15 protein-coding genes, 2 tRNA genes and 1 pseudogene are annotated in these 19,461 nt (G+C 71.8%); 6 read left to right on the forward strand and 12 right to left on the reverse strand.

Annotated features, from left to right (window positions below; genetic code table 11):
- Positions 1-52: 52 nt before the first annotated feature.
- Together DEI84_RS16070 and DEI84_RS05500 are read left to right on the forward strand one after the other, a co-directional pair.
- A pseudogene (locus DEI84_RS16070) lies at positions 53-292 on the forward strand (alpha-amylase family glycosyl hydrolase); the annotation flags it as partial.
- A 100-nt stretch (positions 293-392) separates the two neighbouring features.
- Positions 393-1,703 carry an alpha-amylase family glycosyl hydrolase gene (locus DEI84_RS05500; protein ID WP_375537645.1) on the forward strand — a complete coding sequence of 437 codons (1,311 nt, stop codon included), beginning with the start codon at positions 393-395 and terminating at the stop codon, positions 1,701-1,703.
- Positions 1,704-1,804: 101 nt separating this feature from the next.
- Here DEI84_RS05500 and DEI84_RS05505 read toward each other — a convergent pair.
- The 9 genes from DEI84_RS05505 to DEI84_RS05550 all read right to left on the reverse strand — a co-directional run bounded on the left by DEI84_RS05505 (position 1,805) and on the right by DEI84_RS05550 (position 11,003).
- Positions 1,805-1,877, reverse strand: a tRNA-Thr gene (locus tag DEI84_RS05505).
- Positions 1,878-1,924: 47 nt separating this feature from the next.
- Positions 1,925-2,581 (reverse strand): TetR/AcrR family transcriptional regulator, encoded by a 657-nt coding sequence (locus DEI84_RS05510; protein ID WP_110889986.1) that lies wholly within the window; start codon positions 2,579-2,581, stop codon positions 1,925-1,927.
- 67 nt (positions 2,582-2,648) lie between these two features.
- A complete protein-coding gene (locus tag DEI84_RS05515; RefSeq protein WP_110824583.1) occupies positions 2,649-3,791 on the reverse strand; it encodes a DNA polymerase III subunit delta' in 1,143 nt (380 codons plus the stop codon).
- A gap of 46 nt (positions 3,792-3,837) precedes the next feature.
- Positions 3,838-4,509, reverse strand: coding sequence for a dTMP kinase (gene tmk / locus DEI84_RS05520; protein WP_258371704.1), 672 nt, complete (start codon positions 4,507-4,509; stop codon positions 3,838-3,840).
- Entirely contained in the window at positions 4,506-7,325 is a 2,820-nt protein-coding gene (topA, locus tag DEI84_RS05525; RefSeq protein WP_110889987.1) for a type I DNA topoisomerase, read from the reverse strand. Before topA ends, tmk begins: the two co-directional genes overlap by 4 nt.
- A 613-nt stretch (positions 7,326-7,938) precedes the next feature.
- Entirely contained in the window at positions 7,939-8,364 is a 426-nt protein-coding gene (locus DEI84_RS05535) for a TadE family protein (RefSeq protein ID WP_110889989.1), read from the reverse strand.
- A complete protein-coding gene (locus DEI84_RS05540; RefSeq protein ID WP_110889990.1) occupies positions 8,361-8,579 on the reverse strand; it encodes a DUF4244 domain-containing protein in 219 nt (72 codons plus the stop codon). The genes DEI84_RS05535 and DEI84_RS05540 overlap by 4 nt, the downstream gene beginning before the upstream one ends.
- Positions 8,580-8,739: 160 nt before the next feature.
- Entirely contained in the window at positions 8,740-9,384 is a 645-nt protein-coding gene (locus DEI84_RS05545; protein WP_146236314.1) for a type II secretion system F family protein, read from the reverse strand.
- 365 nt (positions 9,385-9,749) lie between these two features.
- Positions 9,750-11,003 carry a CpaF family protein gene (locus tag DEI84_RS05550; protein WP_110889992.1) on the reverse strand — a complete coding sequence of 418 codons (1,254 nt, stop codon included), beginning with the start codon at positions 11,001-11,003 and terminating at the stop codon, positions 9,750-9,752.
- 684 nt (positions 11,004-11,687) lie between these two features.
- Here DEI84_RS05550 and acs point away from each other — a divergent pair.
- The gene (gene acs / locus DEI84_RS05555; RefSeq protein ID WP_110889993.1) at positions 11,688-13,652 is read left to right on the forward strand and encodes an acetate--CoA ligase; all 1,965 of its coding nucleotides are present in this window, start codon (positions 11,688-11,690) and stop codon (positions 13,650-13,652) included.
- A gap of 84 nt (positions 13,653-13,736) precedes the next feature.
- Here acs and DEI84_RS05560 read toward each other — a convergent pair whose 3' ends face one another.
- Together DEI84_RS05560 and DEI84_RS15605 are read right to left on the reverse strand one after the other, a co-directional pair.
- Positions 13,737-14,198: a RidA family protein gene (locus DEI84_RS05560; protein WP_110889994.1), complete on the reverse strand. Its 462-nt coding sequence runs from the start codon at positions 14,196-14,198 to the stop codon at positions 13,737-13,739.
- Positions 14,195-14,353: a hypothetical protein gene (locus DEI84_RS15605; protein ID WP_181419563.1), complete on the reverse strand. Its 159-nt coding sequence runs from the start codon at positions 14,351-14,353 to the stop codon at positions 14,195-14,197. The genes DEI84_RS05560 and DEI84_RS15605 overlap by 4 nt, the downstream gene beginning before the upstream one ends.
- 50 nt (positions 14,354-14,403) lie before the next feature.
- Between DEI84_RS15605 and DEI84_RS05565 the strand changes: the two genes are divergently transcribed.
- From DEI84_RS05565 to DEI84_RS05575, 3 genes are all read left to right on the forward strand, one after another.
- Positions 14,404-17,040 carry a transglycosylase domain-containing protein gene (locus DEI84_RS05565; protein ID WP_110889995.1) on the forward strand — a complete coding sequence of 879 codons (2,637 nt, stop codon included), beginning with the start codon at positions 14,404-14,406 and terminating at the stop codon, positions 17,038-17,040.
- Positions 17,037-17,990: a metallophosphoesterase gene (locus tag DEI84_RS05570; RefSeq protein ID WP_110889996.1), complete on the forward strand. Its 954-nt coding sequence runs from the start codon at positions 17,037-17,039 to the stop codon at positions 17,988-17,990. Before DEI84_RS05565 ends, DEI84_RS05570 begins: the two co-directional genes overlap by 4 nt.
- A 109-nt stretch (positions 17,991-18,099) precedes the next feature.
- A tRNA-Pro gene (locus DEI84_RS05575) sits at positions 18,100-18,173 on the forward strand.
- A 233-nt stretch (positions 18,174-18,406) separates the two neighbouring features.
- Here DEI84_RS05575 and DEI84_RS05580 read toward each other — a convergent pair.
- Complete coding sequence (locus DEI84_RS05580; protein ID WP_110890180.1) at positions 18,407-19,447, reverse strand: LLM class flavin-dependent oxidoreductase; 1,041 nt, start codon at positions 19,445-19,447, stop codon at positions 18,407-18,409.
- Positions 19,448-19,461 lie beyond the last annotated feature (14 nt).

A 19,461-nucleotide genomic window follows, 5' to 3' on the forward strand; every position in this document is an offset into this window, starting at 1 on the left:
AGGCGCCGTGACCGGACCGGAACCGTGGTGGACGAGAGCCGTCGTCTACCAGGTGTACCCACGGAGCTTCGCCGACGGGAACGGCGACGGCGTCGGTGACCTCGCCGGGCTGCGCCGGCACCTCGACCACATCGCCGACCTCGGCGTCGACGTCGTCTGGCTCTCCCCCGTCTACCGCTCACCGCAGGTCGACAACGGGTACGACATCTCGGACCACGAGGACATCGACCCGCTGTTCGGCACGATCGACGAGTTCGACGCGCTGCTCGTCGAGGTGCACCGGCGGGGCATGCGGCTCGTCATGGACCTCGTCGTCAACCACACCAGCGACCAGCACCCCTGGTTCCGCGCGGCACTCCGCTCCCGGACGTGCCCCGAAGCACGACTGGTACATCTGGCGGGACCCGGTCGACGGGCACGAGCCGAACCGGTGGCGCGCCGCGTTCGGCGGCCCAGCATGGTCGTGGGACCCCGGCACCGGCCAGTACTACCTGCACATGTTCACGCCGCAGCAGCCGGACCTGAACTGGGAGAACCCGGACATGCGTGCCGCCGTGTACGACATGATGAACCGCTGGCTCGACCGCGGTGTCGACGGCTTCCGGATGGACGTCATCAACCACATCGCGAAGGACGACGACGCCCTGTCCGGCGACAGCGACGCCTACGTCATGCAGCCGCGGGTCCACGAGCACCTCCAGGAGATGCACGACCGGGTGTTCGCCGGCCGGGACGCGCTGCTCACCGTCGGCGAGATGCCGGGCGTCTCGGTCGAGGACGCCGTGCTGTTCACCGCCCCGGAGCGGCACGAACTCGACATGGTGTTCCAGTTCGAGCACGTCGGGCTCGACCACGCGCCGGCGTCGAAGTTCACCCGGCAGGAGACCGACCTACCGGCGCTGAAGGCCTCGCTCGCGCGGTGGCAGACGGGGCTCGAGCAGCGCGGCTGGAACTCGCTGTACCTGTCGAACCACGACCAGCCGCGGCCGGTGTCGCGCTTCGGGGCGGCGGCACGGGCGGAGTCGGACGACCCGTTCGCCTTCCGCTACGAGTCCGCGACGCTGCTCGCCACCGTGCTGCACCTGCACCGCGGGACGCCGTACGTCTACCAGGGCGACGAGATCGGCATGGTGAACGCGGGGTTCACCACGATCGAGCAGTACCGCGACGTCGAGTCGGTGAACTGGTTCCGCGGGGCCGTCGGCCGGGGCATGTCCGCCGCGTCGGCGCTCGAGGCACTGGCGTTCCGCAGTCGTGACAACGCCCGGACGCCGATCCCCTGGGACGACAGCGAGCCTGCCGGTGGGTTCTCGACCGCGGAGCCGTGGATCGGGATGGGGCAGGGCTGGCCGCACGTCACCGTCGCGGCGGACCGCGCCGCCGGGGACCGGTCCGTGTACGAACACCACCGGCGGCTCATCGCGCTGCGGCACCGGTCGCGGACCGTGCAGCTCGGCACCTTCACGCTCCTCGAGCCGGAGCACCCGGTGCTGTGGGCGTTCACGCGGGCACTCCCGGACGGGTCGACCGGGAACGAGGACGACCCACCGCTCGTCGTCGTCGCGAACCTGTCGTCGTCGGACCTCGTCCTGCCCGAGGGCATCGCGGGGCGGACGGGCGACCTCGTGCTCGGGAACCTCGGGGAGCCGGGCTCGACCGGGATGTTGCGTCCGTGGGAGGCGCGCGTGCACGTGTGCCGGTGACGGGCCTCCCGGCCGGCGACCCGGCCCGCGACCCGGCTCGACGCGGGCCGCCCCGGGAAGCACGAACCCCCTCGTTCCCGGAGGAACGAGGGGGTGGTCGGAGCCGCCTGTCGGAATCGAACCGACGACCTATTCATTACGAGTGAATCGCTCTACCGACTGAGCTAAGGCGGCGGACGCTCCGGATGACCCGGAGCGGCACGAGAAACAACTGTACAGGATCAGACGAGCGAGCGCGAAACGAGCGCGCCGAGATCGTCGAACGACCGCTCCAGCTCGTCGGTCAGGTGCACCGCCGACCCCGGTTCGGACCACTCCCACCAGGCGTGCCGGAGTGCCGCCAGTCCGACGAGCGTCGCGAGCCGGGCGCGTCGGCGGAGGGCCGGAGGGACATCGGCGTCCGCGGTGGCCTCGTCACCGCTCAGGGTGGCCTCGCGCTGGAGCCGCCGCTCCACCACCGTCTGGAGCTCGGCCTGGAACTCCTGCATCGAGGCCATCCGTCGGCTGAACAGTTCCGGGTTCGCACGGAGGACCTGCTGCCGTTCCCCGATCAGACCGCGCTCCTCGACGAGTTCGCGCGCCGAGTGCACGAGCAGGGCGCCGAGGTCGGACAGCAGGTCGCCCGAGGGACCGCCGGCGACGAAGACCTCGACCTCCTCCCCCTGCGGCAGCGTCGGGTCGTCGCCGAGGATCGCCTGTTCCTTGCTCGGGAAGTAGTTGAAGAACGTGCGGGGCGAGATGTCGGCACGGCGGGACACCTCGTCGACGGTGACCGCGGCGAGACCGTGCTCGAGCGCGACGTGCAGCGCCGCCTGCTGGATCGCCAGTCGGGTGGCGCGGCGCTTCCGCTCGCGGAGGCCCGGTTCGGCATCGGTCATGGGCACGATCCTCGCACGCGCACCGCAGCGGGCGGCATGAGAGGACGCGCGGGAACGGGAGGCGCGGTCAGCGCACGGCGCGGGCCACCGTGACGAGCAGGGCCTCGAGCGCCAGGAGGGCCGCGACGTTCGCGCCGATCCGCTGTCGTGCGGTGGCGATCGCGTCGAGCACCTCCAGCGCGGCGGCCGGCGGCACGGACGGCAGCGCCCGCTCGAGCTCGTGCCGGATCGTCAGGTTCACCGGTTCCGCCGGTGCGCCGAGACCGAGGAGCAACAGGTCCCGGTAGAGCGAGGAGACGTCGACGAGGATACGGTCCAACCCGTCACGGAGGCTCCGGGTCGCGCGCCGCTTCTGGTCCTCCTCCAGCGCACGCAGCTGGGACCGGAGCGCCGGCGGCACCGTCCCGCCCGGCTGCACGCCGAGCGACCGGAGCGCTGCGTCGCGTTCCTCGGCGTCACGTTCGAGCGTGATCGCCTTGGCGTCCTCGTCCGCCACGGCGAGCAGCGCGGCCGCGGCGTTCACGGCGTCGCCGACGCTCCGGATCCCGAGCACGGTCGTCAGGGTGCGACGGCGGCGGTCACGGGCGTCCTCGCTGGTGGCGAGCCGTTGGGCCATCCCGATGTGGCTCTGCGCCTGCCGGGCGGCGTCGGTCGCGAGGACCCGGTCCACACCGGTGCGGGCGACGATGAGGTCGGCCACAGACTCGATCCCGGGCACCCGCAGGCGCACGGAGCGGACGCGTGACCGGATGGTCGGGAGGAGGTCCGCCTCACTCGGCGCGCACAGGATCCACACGGTGCGCTCAGGCGGTTCCTCGAGCGCTTTGAGCAGCAGGTTCGAGGTGCGCTCGGTCATCCGGTCGGCGTCCTCGACGATCATGACGCGGTAGCGGCCGACCGAGGGCGAGAAGTGCGACGAGGTGACGAGCGCCCGGATCTCGTCGATGGTGATGATGACCCGCTGGGTGGTGAGCCGCGACACGTCCGGGTGCGTGCCCGCGGCGATGAGCCGCAGCGTGTGGTCGTCGTCCGGACCGTTCCCCACGAGTGCTGCGGCGAAGGCGGCGGCGACGTTCGACCGTCCCGACCCGGGCGGACCGGTGATGAGCCACGAGTGGGTCATGCCCCCGGTGCCGTCGGTCGACTCCGCGGCACTGCGCAGTGCTGCCACGGACTCCTCCTGCCCGGTCAGGCCCTCCCACACGCTCACGGGGCGATCTTCCCAGCCGCCACCGACGGCCGACCGGTCGCGGGCATCAGGAGACCCCGACGCGGCCAGAGACCGCTGCGCGGATGTGTCCCTGCACCGTGTCGGCGGGTTCGGCGGCGTCGACGACGAGGAACCGCTCGGGCTCCGCCCCCGCCATCGCGAGGAAGGCCGCGCGCACCGTCTCGTGGAACGTCTCCGCTTCGGACTCGAGGCGGTCGAAGACGTCGCCGCGGGCCGCGGCGACCCGGGCCCGTCCGACGGACACGTCGAGGTCGAGCAGCACGGTGAGGTCCGGCGTCAGGCCGTCGGCAGCCCAGTCCGAGACGGTCCGGATCTGCTCCGCACCGAGGCCGCGTGCGACGCCCTGGTAGGCCACCGAGGAGTCGATGTACCGGTCCTGGAGCACGACCGCACCACGGGCGAGTGCCGGACGGACGACGGTCTCGACGTGGTGCGCTCGGTCGGCCGCGTACAGCAGTGCCTCGGCGCGCGGGGCGACGTGACCACGCTCGTGCAGCACGATCTCGCGGATGCGCTGCCCGAGGGGCGTCCCGCCCGGCTCCCGCGTCCGGACGACCTCCAGGCCGTGGTCCACGAGCCACTGCTCGAGGCGCTCGGCCTGGGTGGTCTTGCCGGCGCCGTCGCCACCCTCGAGGGTGATGAACCACCCGCGGGCGGCGACGGGTGACGGTCCGGACACGGCGGCGTCCGGCGTCACTTCTTCTTGGCGGGGGCGCGTCGGGCGGGGGCCTTCTTCTTGACCGGACCCTTCGCGCGCTTGTCGGCGAGGAGCTGGACCGCGCGCTCGAAGTCGACCGCCTCGACCTCCTCGCCGCGCGGGATCGTCGCGTTCGTCTCACCGTCGGTGACGTACGGACCGAAACGGCCGTCCTTCACCTTGATCGGCTTGCCGGACACCGGGTCGGCGTCGAACTCCTTCAGCGCCGCGCTGGCGGCACGCTTGGCGCCGTACTTCGGCTGCGCGAACAACTCGAGTGCGCCGGGCAGGTCGACGTCGAAGATCGCGTCCTCGCTCGGGAGCGTCCGGGTGTCCGTGCCCTTCTTGAGGTACGGACCGTAGCGGCCGTTCTGCGCCGTGATCTCCTCGCCGGACTCCGGGTCCGTGCCGACCGTGCGGGGCAGGTCGAGGAGCTTGAGCGCGGTCTCGAGGTCGACGGTCTGCGGGTCCATCGACTTGAACAGGGACGCCGTGCGCTCCTTCGGGGCTGCTGCCGCCTTCTTCGTCGTCTTCTTCGCCGCCGGGGTCTTCCCCTTGGCCGCCGTCTTCGTCGCGGTGGTCTTCGTGGTGGTGGTCGTCGTCGTGGTGGCTTCCGCTGCCGCCGACGGGTCCGACTCGGCCGTCGCCGGCAGGACCTCGCCCGTCGCCGGGTCGACCGTCGGCTCGGGCTCCGGGGTGCGCTCGGTCACGTACGGACCGAAGCGGCCGTCCTTGGCGAGGACCTCCTTGCCGGTTTCCGGGTTGATGCCGACGACCCGGTCACCGATCACGGGTGCCTCGACGAGCTCCCGCGCCTTCTCGAGCGTGAGTTCGTCGGGGGCGATTTCCTCGGGGACGTTCACCCGCCGCGGCTTCTCGGGGTCGTCGCTCGGCGTCTCGATGTACGGGCCGTACCGTCCGATGCGGAGGGTCAGTCCCGGTGCGAGTTCGACCGAGTTGATCTCGCGGGCGTCGATCTCACCGAGGTTGTCGATGACCGTCCGGAGGCCGCGCTGGTCGTCGCCGCCGAAGTAGAAGCCCTTGAGCCAGTCGACCCGGTCCTCGTCACCGCTCGCGATGCGGTCGAGGTCGCTCTCCATCTCGGCGGTGAAGTCGTACTGCACGAGGTCGCCGAAGTACTCCTCGAGGAGTCGGACGACGCTGAACGCGATCCAGTTCGGCACGAGGGCCGTTCCACGCTGCGTGACGTACCCGCGGTCCATGATCGTGGAGATGATCGCGGCGTACGTCGAGGGACGGCCGATGCCGAGCTCCTCGAGCGTCTTCACCAGGCTCGCCTCGGTGTAACGGGGCGGTGCCGAGGTGTCGTGCCCCTTGGCGGCGACGTCGTGGACGCCGAGGTGGTCGCCCTCGGTCATCTGCGGCAGCTTGGCGTCGTCGGCGGAGTCCCCCGCGGCGCGCTCCTCGTCGCGACCTTCCTCGTAGGCGTTGAGGAACCCGCGGAAGGTGATGACCGTGCCGGACGCGGTGAACTCCACGTCGGTGCCGGACGCCGTGGACGCCAGGCCCTCCACCGGTTCGGTCGAGGTGATGCCGAGCACGACGGACGCGGTCGAGCCCTTGGCGTCCGCCATCTGCGAGGCGACGGTGCGCTTCCAGATGAGGTCGTACAGCCGCAGGTCGTTGCCGCGCAGGACGCCCTCCATCTGGGACGGCGTCTTGAAGGTGTCACCCGCGGGCCGGATGGCCTCGTGCGCCTCCTGCGCGTTCTTGCTCTTGCCGGCGTACGAGCGCGGCTTCGCCGGGACGGAGTCGGCACCGTAGAGCGCGGTCGCCTGCTTCCGCGCCGCCGAGACCGCCTGCTGCGAGAGCGAGGCGGAGTCGGTCCGCATGTAGGTGATGTGACCGTTCTCGTACAGGCCCTGCGCGACGCTCATCGTCTGCCGCGCGGAGAAGCGGAGCTTGCGTGCCGCCTCCTGCTGCAGGGTCGACGTCGTGAACGGCGCGGCCGGTCGGCGGGTGTACGGCTTCGACTCGACGCTGCGGACGACCGCGTCGCCGGCGCGCTCGAGGACCGCGGAGAGCGCACTCGCCGACGTCTCGTCGAGCCGGACGACGTCGGACGTGGTCGCCCCGCGGTCGTCGAAGTCGCGTCCGGAGGCGACGCGCTTCCCGTGGATCCGGGCGAGGCGTGCGGTGAACGTCCCGTCGTCGGCCTTCTCGAACCGGGCGGTCAGGTCCCAGTAGTTCGCCGAGACGAAGGCCAGGCGCTCGCGCTCCCGGTCGACCACGAGTCGGGTCGCGGCCGACTGCACGCGGCCGGCGGACAGGCCCGGGCCGACCTTGCGCCACAGGACCGGCGAGACCTCGTACCCGTAGAGACGGTCGAGGATGCGACGGGTCTCCTGCGCATCGACGAGCGCGGTGTCGAGTTCCCGCGTGGCTTCCTGCGCGCGCTGGATCGCTTCCTTGGTGATCTCGTGGAAGACCATGCGCTTGACGGGCACCTTGGGCTTCAGGACCTGCAGCAGGTGCCACGCGATGGCCTCGCCCTCGCGGTCTTCATCTGTTGCGAGGTAGAGCTCGTCGGCGTCCTTCAGGGCGCGCTTGAGGTCGGCGACGGTCTTCTTCTTGGCATCGGAGACGACGTAGTACGGCTCGAACCCGTTGTCGACGTCGACCGAGAACTTGCCGAGGGAGCCCTTCTTGAGCTCGGCGGGCAGGTTCTTGGGCTCGACGAGGTCGCGGATGTGTCCGACGGACGCCTGGACTTCGTATCCGTCGCCGAGGTATTGCGCGATCGTCTTGGCCTTCGCGGGGCTCTCGACGATCACGAGCTTCTTCGTGCCTGGCACGTGTCTCCTTGATCGATGGTGCTGGTCAGCCGACGGACGTCGTGGATGCGTCCGGGTCGACCGGGAACTCGGTGACCGGCGGGCCGACAGGCACACCATACACACTCCGGTGGGGATGCCCGGCGGAGCCGGAGGTGGTCCGCGACCTCCGGCTGGACGACACGGCCGGTGTCCGTCGCCCCGGCCGAGGCGTCTGCGCCGCCGTGCGGTCCGGCGACCGCCACGGCCCCGACGGACAGCGGCCCGGACCCGACCACGACGGCGACACGCGCGACGGCCCCGGTGACGGAGCAGGTGCGGACCTCGGCCCGGACGGCCCGGGCGGAGCGGCGAGCAGCAGCGCACGGCGGGCCCGGCGCCAGTCCGACCGTCGCGGCCGCTGCGCTGAGTGCCGCGGTGTCCGCTGCCCCCTGCGCCCGAGCCGATGCGACGCGGAGGCCGGCGGCGGCGAGCGCCGACACGACGACGAGCGAGACGGCAGCGAGGACCGCGACGAGCACGACCGCCACCGATCCTCCGTCGTCTGCCCGCCCGGCGACCGACGGTCGAGACCGAACGGACAGGCACGCCGCTCCGCCCGACCGGGCACCGGGAGCGATCCGGATCGGCCGGGTCACGACGGGCCGCCGCGGTCGGGCCCGTCTTCGGCCAGCCCGTCCGCGACGTGGTCACCCAGGTCGTGCTCGGCCGGGTCACGCTCGTCGACCGAGCAGGCATTACCCCGCAGCACGAGCGCCGCGAACGGACCCCTCCCCGCAGCCCGCCCGGCGTGCACACAGACCAAGCCCTGGGTGTGGTCGATGCGGAACGACCCGGCTCCCGCCGTCCGGAGCGCCCGGCGGCCCGCGTCGTCGTCGCCGCGTCCGAACGCCCGGGCGGCCGTGACCGCGGCGGCCTGCAGACGGCCCTGCACGTCGACGACCCGCACGCCGCCGATCCCCGCGGCCAGGATGGCGGCGACGACCGGTAGCGCGACGGCGAACTCGACGGTGACCGATCCGCGTTCGCCGGCGGGCGGGCGGGTCCGCCGCGGCCTCACGGCGTGAGCGCGGTGCGGACGAGTTCGGTGAGCAGGGCCTGTACCTCGCCGGACCGCATCACCGCGACCAGGACGCCGGCGAAGGCCACGGCCGCCAGGATGACCACCGCGTACTCCGCCGTGGCGGAGCCGTCGTCGTCGCGCAGCCGCGTCCTCCGACGCGCCGGTCGCGCCGCCGCCGGCGGCAGGTCCGCACTCGGGATGTCCTTCTCCATGTGGTGTCCTTCCTTCTGTCTTGTCTCGTGTGTCCGATCCGGGCCCGTCGGTCCCGGCCGAACGGTCTCGGACCCGCGGTTGCTGGACCAGCGGGCCGTGGTCCCAGTCTCGGCGAGGCGCCGGTCGTGTCATCGGCACCCGCGACCGTCCGTGGAGGGGTCAGCCGACGGCACCCGATGTGGAGGAGAGGATGCCCACGACCACGGGCACCACCCCCACCAGTACGAACGCCGGCAGGATGCACACCCCGAGCGGCAGCACGAGCCGTACCCCCAGCCGCTCGGCGCGCGCGAGACCCTCGGCAGCGGCGTCCGCCCGCCGGTCGAGGGCGCACGCGCGGAGGAGCCCGGCGGCCGGGACCCCGGCTCGTCCGGCGAGCGCCAGGGTCTCCGCGAGCCGGTCACGGTCCGGCTGCGGCCAGGACCGGTCGGCGAACACGGCGTCGACGGTGGCGCCGGCGTCGGTCCAGGCGCCACCGCCGGAGAGCGCCACGGCCCAGACGTCGAGCAGCAGCCCCGGCATCGGCTCGTTCTCCGCAGCGGAGGCCACGAGTCGCTGCGTCCACCGGTGCGCGACCGCGACGAGCACCACCGCCGTGACCAGGCAGACCGAGCCGACCGGGCTGCCCACCAGGACGCCGAGCGAGTCGACACCCCAGGCCCACCCGAGCAGCGCCCCGAAGACCGGGAGCGTCAACACGACCCGTGTGCTCGCGCGTGGACCGGCGAGCGCGGTGCGGATCGACCGTGCCGTCTGTTCGGCATCGCGCAGGGACGCTGCGAGCGCCCGGAGTGTCGGTGCCACCGGCGCCCCCGTCCGGGCCGCGACGGCGAGCACCCCCTCGACGTCCCGCTCGGTCGAGGGGTCCCACGACCCGCGACCGCCGCCCGCCGGGCCGCGTCCTCGTACCGTCCTGCGGGATGGACGGGTCCGGCGTCGGACCAGTCCCGCCCGGCCCCGGCGCGGCTCCGGTTGGCCAGTGGCCGGGTACGACCGCCTCTGGGTCGGTGCGGCTGCCGCCTCGGTCACGAGTGCCCACGCCCGCGGCGGTGGGACGCCGGCAGTGACCAGCACGGCGACCCGGTCCAGCGTCCGTGCGAGGTCCAGCGGTCGGCCGAGGGGTGCGGTCCTCGGTCCGGCGCGATCACCGGTCCGTGCGCGGGGCGTCGTCACGAGCCGTCTCGGTGACGTCGATGCGCCCCGCCTGTCCTCGGGCGGCACTGCTCGTCGTCGACCCGCCGCGCATCACGTCGCGCGTCGCCCGCGGGTCGGGAGCCGCTGCGGGGCGCCGACGAGCCGCAGCCGTCGATCCGGGCCGGCCCGCCCGTCCTCGCGCACTCAGGTGCCGCCACCCGGTCCCCGCTGCTCGGCACGACCCGGCTCGGCACGACCCGGCTCGGCGCGCCCCGGCTCGACGCCACCCGTCTCGGCACGGCCTCGACATCGGCGACCACCAACCGTCCGGCGCGGTCGACGTGCATCCGACCGACCGCTGCCAACCGCCGCACCCCGTGCCGGCGCTCCACATGCAGCACCAGGTCGAACGCACTCGCTGCCTGCCGCGCGAGCGACTCGGGTCCGAGCCCGGCCAGCGCACCGAGCGCTTCGAGTCGCGCGGCGACGTCGTCGAGGCCGTTCGCGTGCACGGTCCCCGCGCCCCCGTCGTGCCCGGTGTTGAGGGCCGACGTGAGCTCCCGGACCTCGGCGCCCCGGCACTCCCCCACGACGATCCGGTCTGGTCGCATCCGGAGCGCTTCGCGGAGCAGTCGACCGAGACCCAGCTCGCCGGCGCCCTCCGCGTTCGCCTGCCGGGCCTCGAGCGCGACGACGTGCGGGTGGTCAACCCGGAGTTCGGCGACGTCCTCCACCGTGATGATGCGTTCGCCGGCCGGCACCTGCGCGAGCATCGCTGCGAGGAGCGTGGTCTTCCCGCTCCCGGTGGCCCCCGTCACGAGCACGTTCTGCCGTTCGTGCACGGCCCGCTCGACGAGCCGGCGCGGCACCCGCTCGAAGAACCCTCGGTCGGCCAGGCGGTCGATCGTGGGTCGCTCGTCACGTGGCAGCCGGACGGAGATCGCCGTCCCGTGCACGGACACCGGAGCGAGCACCGCGTGCACACGGATCCCGTCTCCGTGCCGGACGTCGGCGCAGGGTGTGGTCTCGTCGACGTGCCGTCCGCCGCGGGCGACCAGGGCACGGGCGAGGTCGCGGGCGCGGTCCTCCGGCAGGACGAGTCCCGGCACGACGACCAACCCGGCGCCCCGGTCGGTCCAGACGCCCCGTCCGCCCAGGACCAGTACGTCCGTCACGCGGTCGTCGGCGACCAGGGGCGCGAGCTCCTCGAAGTCGACCAACGACGCGGCGCGCCGCCGATGGTGGGGAGGCGGAGACCCGGGCAGGAACGGAGCGCGATGGCGGTGCATGGCGGCGACGGTACGGCCGCGCTTCAGGTGATCCGCGCCTCCCGGCCGGACCGGTGGACAGCCCTGCCCGACGTCACGACCGTGAGCGATTTGTACCCCGACGATCGCCCTCGTACCCCGTTCCGGATGTCCGGGTGCTGCAGCGATCCGGCGCCGAGGTCGCGGGTCCGCCGAAGGGCGGACCGGGACGAGTGGGTCCCGATGAGCGCGACGAGACCGGCGTGGGGCGCGGGACTGGGCCGACCGGTCTGTCCACGTCGGCCGCGTCCTGCTGCCGATCGGCGGCGTCGCGCCCGTTCCGTCCGACGCGCCCGTGCGGTCCGGCCGGGAAGAAGAAGAGGCGGCACCTGTTGGGGGGAACGGGTGCCGCCTGGACACCGGGGTGATTGGGGGGAATCGTGACCGGTGCCACCGGGAACGAGCCCGGCAGGGAACACTGTACCCCACGAAGGGGATGCGCCGACACTCCTGGACGCGGAACGCGAGGACCTGCGCGGATCGACTGTCCCGCTGCGCGCCGGCAGGTCCGCGGTGACGGGCCGGACCGCAGGACGGCGCTCGCTGCCGGCACCGGGCCGGGTCCTCCGCCGGGAGCGCGGTCGGGAGTAGTCTCCGACTGCGCCCGGTCGTCGTCTGCCTCGGTGGTCCGACCGCGTCCCGGGCGGACGAGACGAAAGGACATCGATGACGATTCCGCAGCAGGCCGCTCCACAGCAGGCCGACACCTCCGACGACGCGACGACGTTCCCTCCGTCGCCCGAGTTCGTCGCGGACGCCGTCGCCGACCAGGGCCTCCACGACGCCGCGAGCGCCGACCGGGTGGCGTTCTGGGCGGAGCAGTCCCGAGCCCTGCTGGACTGGCGGACGCCCTTCACGACGACGCTCGACTGGTCCGGGGCACCGTTCGCCCGGTGGTTCGCGGACGGGGAGCTCAACGTCGCCGAGAACTGCCTCGACCGGCATGTCCGGGCAGGCAACGGCGACCGCGTCGCGATCCACTTCGAGGGCGCGAACGGCGACACCCGCACCATCACCTACGCCGAGCTGACGGCGGACGTGCAGCGCGCGGCGAACATGCTGCAGGGTCTCGGCGTCGGGCGTGGTGACCGTGTCGTCGTGTACCTCCCCCTCATCCCGGAGGCCGTGGTCACGATGCTCGCGATCGCCCGGCTCGGCGCGATCCACTCCGTCGTCTTCGGCGGCTTCAGCGCCGAGAGCCTCCGTGCCCGGATCGAGGACGCCGGCGCGAAGGTCGTCGTGACCGCGGACGGCGGATGGCGTCGCGGTGCCGTCTCCCCGCTCAAGCCCGCCGTGGACGAGGCCCTGCAGGGCGAGGGCACGGGCAGCGTCGAGCATGTGCTCGTCGTGCAGCGCGGCGGCAACGAGATCGCCTGGACCGAGCGCGACCGGTGGTGGCACGACGAGTTCGCCGCCGCCGCTCCCGACCACGAGGCGCAGGCCTTCCCCGCCGAGACGCCCCTGTTCATCCTGTACACCTCGGGCACGACCGGGAAGCCGAAGGGCATCGTGCACACCTCCGGCGGGTACCTCACCCAGGTGGCCTACACGCACCGGAACGTCTTCGACATGCACCCGGAGAAGGACGTCTACTGGTGCACGGCCGACATCGGCTGGATCACCGGTCACACGTACGTCGTCTACGGTCCCCTCGCGAACGGCGTGACGCAGGTCCTGTACGAGGGCACGCCGGACGAGCCGCAGCCCGGTCGCTGGTGGGACATCGTGGACGCGTACGGGATCACGGTCCTCTACACGGCACCGACCGCGGTCCGCGCCGCGATGAAGGCCGGTCGCCAGATCCCGGAGGCGCGCAGCCTCGAGTCGCTCCGGCTGCTCGGCAGCGTCGGCGAGCCGATCAACCCCGAGGCGTGGCAGTGGTACCGGCAGGTGATCGGCCACGACCGGACCCCGATCGTCGACACGTGGTGGCAGACGGAGACCGGCGCGATCATGATCTCGGCGCTGCCCGGCGTGACGAAGCTCAAGCCCGGCGCGGCACAGACCCCGCTGCCGGGGATCGTCACCGAGATCGTGGACGAGGACGGCACCCCCGTGGGTCCCGGCGGCAGCGGCTACCTCACCGTCACCGAGCCGTGGCCGTCGATGGCGCGCGGCATCTGGGGCGACGACGACCGCTTCGTCGAGACGTACTGGTCACGGTTCCCGGGCCGCTACTTCGCCGGCGACGGCGCCCGGCTCGACGGCCAGGGCGACATCTGGGTGCAGGGACGCGTCGACGACGTGATGAACGTCTCCGGGCACCGACTGTCCACCGCGGAGATCGAGTCCGCGCTCGTCGGGCACGAGGGAGTCGCCGAAGCAGCGGTCGTCGGTGCCGCCGACGAGACGACCGGGCAGGCCGTCGTCGCGTTCGTGATCCTCACCGCCGAGGCGGCCGAGGGCGTCGACCGCGAGGCCTCCGCCGCCGAGTTGCGCTCCTGGGTCGGCAAGCGGATCGGCCCGATCGCGAAGCCCCGTCAGGTCGTCATCGTCCCGGAGCTGCCGAAGACGCGGTCCGGCAAGATCATGCGCCGCCTCCTCCGCGACGCGGCCGAGGGGCGTCGCATCGGCGACACGACGACGCTGGCCGACCCGACGATCATGGCGACCATCGCGGACCTGATGTAGCCGGACGGACGCAGGAAGGGCCTCCCGTCACACCGGCCGGGAGGCCCTTCCTGCGTCCCACGGACGCGTCGCGTCCGCGGGTGGTCAGGCCGTCAGCTCGACGACCAACTCGACCTCGACCGGCGCGTCCAGCGGCAGGACCGCGACGCCGACCGCGCTGCGCGCGTGGACGCCCGCTTCGCCGAACACGTCGCCGACGAGCTGCGACGCGCCGTTCGCGACCGCCGGCTGCCCGGTGAACGAGGGATCGGAGGCGACGAAGACCGTCACCTTGACGACCCGGGCGACCCGGTCGAGCGACCCGGCGACGCTCTGCACCGCGGCGAGGGCGTTGAGCGCCGCCACCCGGGCCTGCGCCGTCGCCGTCTCGGCGTCGACCGCTGACCCGACCTTGCCCGTCACCGGCAGGGCGCCGTCGACGAACGGCAGCTGCCCCGCGGTGAAGACGTGTGCGCCGGAGACGACGGCGGGGACGTACGCGGCGACGGGAGCCGCGACCTCCGGCACCGTGATGCCGAGCTCGGTCAGGCGCTCGGCGACGCTCATGCCTCGGCCTTCGGACGCTTCAGGTAGGCGACGAGCCCGCCCTCCGGGCCGGTGACGACCTGGACCAGTTCCCAGCCCTGCTCACCGAAGTTGTTGAGGATGGCGGTGGTGTTGTGGATGATCAACGGGGTCGTGAGGTATTCCCAGCGGCTCATGCGGTTCCTTGCCAGCCTTCCAGTCCGAGGTGTCGTTTAGGCTGCATCCTATGTCTGCCCAGAAGACGTCTGCCCGCCGGACCAAGCCCGTCTCCGCAGTCGGCGCCTTCGTCGGTTTCGTCGGTTTCAGCGCACTCGCCGGCCTGCTCGTCACCATCGGTGTCACGCCGGCGATCGCGGTCGCCGGTGTCACGACGACCTCGACGATCGGCGTCTTCGAGTCGCTGCCCGAGTACATCGAGCTCGGCGACCTGCCCCAGCGCAACGAGGTGCTGGCGTACTCGGGCGGCAAGCCGACCCACCTGGCGACGGTCTACGACCAGAACCGCCAGGAGCTGAAGTACGACCAGATCAGCGAGAACCTCAAGAACGCCGCGATCGACGGTGAGGACAAGCGCTTCTGGCACCACGGCGGCGTCGACATGACCTCGCTCGTCCGCGCCGGTGTCGGCACCGTCGCCGGGGGTGGCCTCGGCGACTCCGGCGGTGGGTCGACGCTCACCATGCAGCTCGTCCGCAACATCAAGATGCAGCAGGCACTCGAGCTCCCCACGCAGGAGCAGCGGATCAAGGCCTACAACGAGGCGACCAAGGTCTCCGTCTCCCGCAAGCTCGAGGAGATGAAGCTCGCGATCGGGCTCGCGAAGAAGTACCCGAAGAAGGACATCCTCACCGGCTACCTGAACATCGCCTACTTCGGTGACCAGACGTACGGCGTGCAGGCCGCGGCGCAGCACTACTTCGGCAAGAGCGCCACCGACCTCACCGCCGCCGAGGCCGCCTCGATCCTGGCGATCGTGCAGTCCCCGAACACGCGCAACCTGTCCGACCCGAAGTACTACGAAGCGAACGTCGCCCGGCGTGACGTGATCCTGAAGTCGATGTACGCCCAGAAGCACATCAACACCAAGGACTTCAATGAGGCCATCGCCTCCAAGCCCGCCGACTACGTGCACCTGACCGACCCGACCCAGGGCTGCAAGGCCGCCGCCGGCAACGGATCCCAGTTCTTCTGCGACTACGCGGTGCAGGTCGTCAAGGAGATGTCCCAGCTCGGCTCGACCCAGAAGGCACGCGACGCCGCCTGGCGCAACGGCGGCTACACGATCCAGACCACGCTGAACCTCGACCTCAACAACGCGCAGAAGGACCTGATCAACGCCTACGCGCCGAACACCGAGGCCCGGCTCGCCCTCGGCGGCGTCATCAACTCGGTCGAAGCCGACACCGGCCGCGTGCTCACGATGGTCCAGAACAAGAACTACAACCAGCTCGCGGGCTGCGGGACCGAGGGCGCCGACCCGAACGCCTGCGCCCCCGCTACGGACTCCGGCCTGAACCTCAGCGTCGACCAGGAGTACGGCGGCGGTGAAGGCTTCCAGACCGGTTCGACGTTCAAGCCGTTCACGCTGTTGAACTGGCTGCAGAACGGCCACGGCCTCGGCGAGATCGTCAACGGGACACCACGGACGTTCACGTCGTACCCGCTGTGCGGATCGCAGTCACCGACGAACTACACGCCGAAGAACGACTCGGCCGGCGAGGGCGGCAACATGACGGTGGAGAACGCGACGTACCGTTCGGTCAACGTGTCCTACATCAACATGGCTCAGAAGCTCGATTACTGCGACATCGCCAAGACGGCATACTCCCTCGGTGTCCATCGTGCGGCGCCGCGGGAACCCGTCGCCGCATTCGGCGACGACATGTCGAAGAAGACCACGAGGAACCTCGAGCTCTACGCCGGTTCCGTTCTCGGTGACAACTACATCGCCCCGCTCACGATGGCCGCGGCCTACGCCGGCATCGCCAACAACGGCACGTTCTGCCGCCCGATCGCGATCGACAACGTCACGAACGCGGACGGCAAGTCCCTCGGCGGCCAGGCGAAGGACTGCACGCAGGCCATCGACCCGCAGGTCGCCGCGACGGCGATCTACGCCCTGAAGAAGGTGCTGACCATCGGAACCGCCGGCGGCGGACGTACGCCGGAGGGCTTCGACGAGTTCGCCAAGACCGGTACCACGAACGACGCCGACCAGATCTGGCTGATCGGTGCGACGACCAAGGTGGCGACAGCGACCTGGATGGGCAACATCCAGGGCAAGCAGAACCTCCGCTTCGTCTACGGTCCGAACGGTTCCTACGCCGGCTCCCGCACGGCACTGTGGCGCCAGGCGCAGACGATCGTGAACACCCAGTACCCGGGTGGTCAGTTCGCCGACCCGTCGCCCGCGTCGATCCGCGGCAACAGCGTCGCCGTGCCGAACGTCCAGGGTCAGACCCCGGAAGCGGCTCGGGCAGCGATCGCAGCAGCCGGCCTGACCTACGTGGACGGCGGCGTCCAGGCCGGCGGCGGTACGCCGGGCACGGTCCTCTCGACCAACCCGGCAGCCGGGCTGCAGCTCTCCAAGGGGTCGAGCGTGACCGTGTACACGACCGACGGCTCACAGGCCGCCATCCCCGAGGTGACCGGTAAGCAGATCGGCGACGCCCAGGACGCCCTCGCCGACGCCGGGTTCACGAACGTCTCCGTGTCGAAGGACTACCCCGAGGGGAACGGCGACAACGAGTGCCTCGTGGCCGCGGTCGACCCCGGCCAGGGCACGGCGGTGTCGAAGGACACCGGGATCACCCTGTCCGTGTACGGCAACAAGAACGGCAAGTCGCCGAAGGGCTGCCGGTGACCCGAGCGCGTGGTGCCCTCGGCGTCCTCGCCGCGGGCGCCGCGCTCGGAGTCGCCTCCGCCGCCTGGGGCTCCCTCGTGGAGCGCCGCGCGTACACGGTCCGCTGGGAGACCGTCCCGGTGCTGCCGGTCGGCTCCCGGGACGTCACCGTCCTGCACCTGTCCGACATCCACATGGCCCCGTGGCAGGCGGACAAGCAGCAGTGGATCCGCGACCTCAGCCTGGTCGAGCCGGACTTCATCGTGAACACCGGCGACAACCTCGGCCACGCGACCGCGAACGCCGCCGTCGAGTACGCCCTCGAGCCGTTCCGCGGGATCCCGGGCGCCTTCGTCTACGGGTCGAACGACTTCTTCGCACCGTCACCCCGCAACCCCGCGCAGTACCTCGCCGGGCCGAGCACCATGCGGGCCCATGCCGAGCCGGCGAAGCTCGACGTGGACCGCCAGACGGCCTTCTTCGAGTCCCTCGGGTGGCTGGACCTCAACGACCACGCCCGTGCCGTCGAGATCCGCGGGTCACGCTTCGAGCTCTTCGGCACGTCGGACGCACACCGCGACTGGGACCGGCTCGACCTCCTGCCGGCGAACGTCGACGAGATGCGCTCCGAGGTGCCGTGGTCGGAGGACGAGAGCGGCTCCTCCCCCGTCTCCATCGGCGTCACGCACGCGCCCTACCGTCGCGTCCTGGACGCCTTCGTGACACAGGGCGCGGACATCGTCTTCGCCGGGCACACGCACGGCGGCCAGGTGGCCGTCCCGGGCGTCGGCGCGCTCGTGACGAACTCGGACCTGCCGCGCCGGTACGCGAGCGGCCTGCACCAGTGGCAGAACCGCACGCACTGGTCCTGGTTGAACGTGTCGGCCGGACTCGGGACCTCGATCTACGCGCCCGTGCGGTTCGCCGCCCGGCCGGAGGCGGTCGTCGTCACGCTGACGGCCCGCAGCTGACCGCTCCCCCGTCGATCGCGACGCGCCCGGCCGACACCGCGTGGTCGTGAGCACCCCCGATCATCGGATAGACTTCTGGGGTTGCTCCGGGAACGGAGTGATCACACCGCGGGGTGTGGCGCAGCTTGGTAGCGCGCGTCGTTCGGGACGACGAGGTCGCAGGTTCAAATCCTGTCACCCCGACACACAAGGCCCCGGCTTCTCAGGAAGCCGGGGCCTTCGCCGTTCCCGGAGTTCTCCGGCGCCGCCGGACTTCGTCGGCACAACAGGAACCGGCCCGAACCACGGGAGTCCGTGGTTCGGGCCGGTTCCTGTTGTGCACGTCCGGAACGCGCCGTGCAAGCCCGCGTCGTACGACGCCTGCGTCGTGCGGACGGTCCAAGCTGCGCGCTGACGCGCACCCGGTCCGCGCGGCGTCAGGCGACGGCGACGCCCGGCCGGACGAGCCGCCCCTCGGCGTGCAGCCCCGCCACGACCTCGAGCGCCTGGTGCCGGTAGCGTGCCTGCGCGGCCCCGGGAGCGACGATCACCCCGTCGGCGCCGGTCGACTCGACCAACTCGTTGATCTTCGCCGCGACCTGGTCGCGGGAGCCGTACGCCTGACGTTCCGTCCGGGCGGCGATGAACCGTCGCTCGAGGTCGGAGAACTCGTACGCGCGCGCTTCCTCCGTCGAGACCGGCTCGGGCTTCGCGCCCTGACGCATGCGGATGAACGAGATCATCCCGGGCGCGCTCTGCTCGTCCACGACGGCCGGGTCCTCGTCGGTGACGACCTGCACGCCGATCAACGCGAGCGGCTCGGAACGGAAACGCGAGGGTCGGAACGCCTGGTGGTACAGCGCGAGCGCCGCCTCCGTGTTGTCGGACGCGAAGTGGTGCGCGAAGGCGAACGGGATCCCCAGCGCCCCGGCGACCTGTGCGCTGTAGCCCGACGAGCCGAGCAGCCAGAACTCCGGGACGTCGCCGTAGCCGGGCACAGCACGGATGCGGGCGAGCGGGTTCGACTCCTCCATACCGGTGAAGAAGCCGACCAGGTCGGCCAGCTGCTGCGGGAAGTCGTCGACGTCGAGCCGGTCCGTCCGCCGGAGGGCCATCGCGGTCGCGCCGTCCGTCCCGGGCGCGCGGCCGATGCCGAGGTCGACGCGGTCGCCGTACAGCGCTCGGAGGGTGCCGAACTGCTCCGCGATGACGAGCGGGGCGTGGTTCGGCAGCATGACGCCACCGGAACCGATGCGGATGGTGGAGGTCGCGGCACCGACGGCGCTGAGCAGGACCGCCGGCGCGGACGAGGTGATGCCCGGCATGCCGTGGTGTTCCGCGACCCAGAAGCGCTCGTAGCCGAGCTGTTCGGCCCGGACGGCCATGTCGATCGAGCCCTGCAGGGCCTCGGTGTTCGACTGCCCGTACTCGCGCGTCGCGAGGTCGAGGACGGAAAGGTGCAGGGGTGCGTCACTCATGTCCACACCAACGC

It is taken from the genome of Curtobacterium sp. MCBD17_023 (assembly GCF_003224415.1).
Lineage (GTDB): Bacteria > Actinomycetota > Actinomycetes > Actinomycetales > Microbacteriaceae > Curtobacterium.

Bases quoted from the DNA above. Each gene is read 5' to 3' on its own strand.
- DEI84_RS05510 (WP_110889986.1), bottom strand. From the start codon at position 2,581: ATGACCGATGCCGAACCGGGCCTCCGCGAGCGGAAGCGCCGCGCCACC.
- DEI84_RS05580 (WP_110890180.1), bottom strand. From the start codon at position 19,447: ATGAGTGACGCACCCCTGCACCTTTCCGTCCTCGACCTCGCGACGCGC.
- DEI84_RS05540 (WP_110889990.1), bottom strand. From the start codon at position 8,579: ATGGAGAAGGACATCCCGAGTGCGGACCTGCCGCCGGCGGCGGCGCGA.
- DEI84_RS05550 (WP_110889992.1), bottom strand. From the start codon at position 11,003: ATGCACCGCCATCGCGCTCCGTTCCTGCCCGGGTCTCCGCCTCCCCAC.
- DEI84_RS15605 (WP_181419563.1), bottom strand. From the start codon at position 14,353: ATGAGCCGCTGGGAATACCTCACGACCCCGTTGATCATCCACAACACC.
- DEI84_RS05560 (WP_110889994.1), bottom strand. From the start codon at position 14,198: ATGAGCGTCGCCGAGCGCCTGACCGAGCTCGGCATCACGGTGCCGGAG.
- DEI84_RS05565 (WP_110889995.1), top strand. From the start codon at position 14,404: ATGTCTGCCCAGAAGACGTCTGCCCGCCGGACCAAGCCCGTCTCCGCA.
- acs (WP_110889993.1), top strand. From the start codon at position 11,688: ATGACGATTCCGCAGCAGGCCGCTCCACAGCAGGCCGACACCTCCGAC.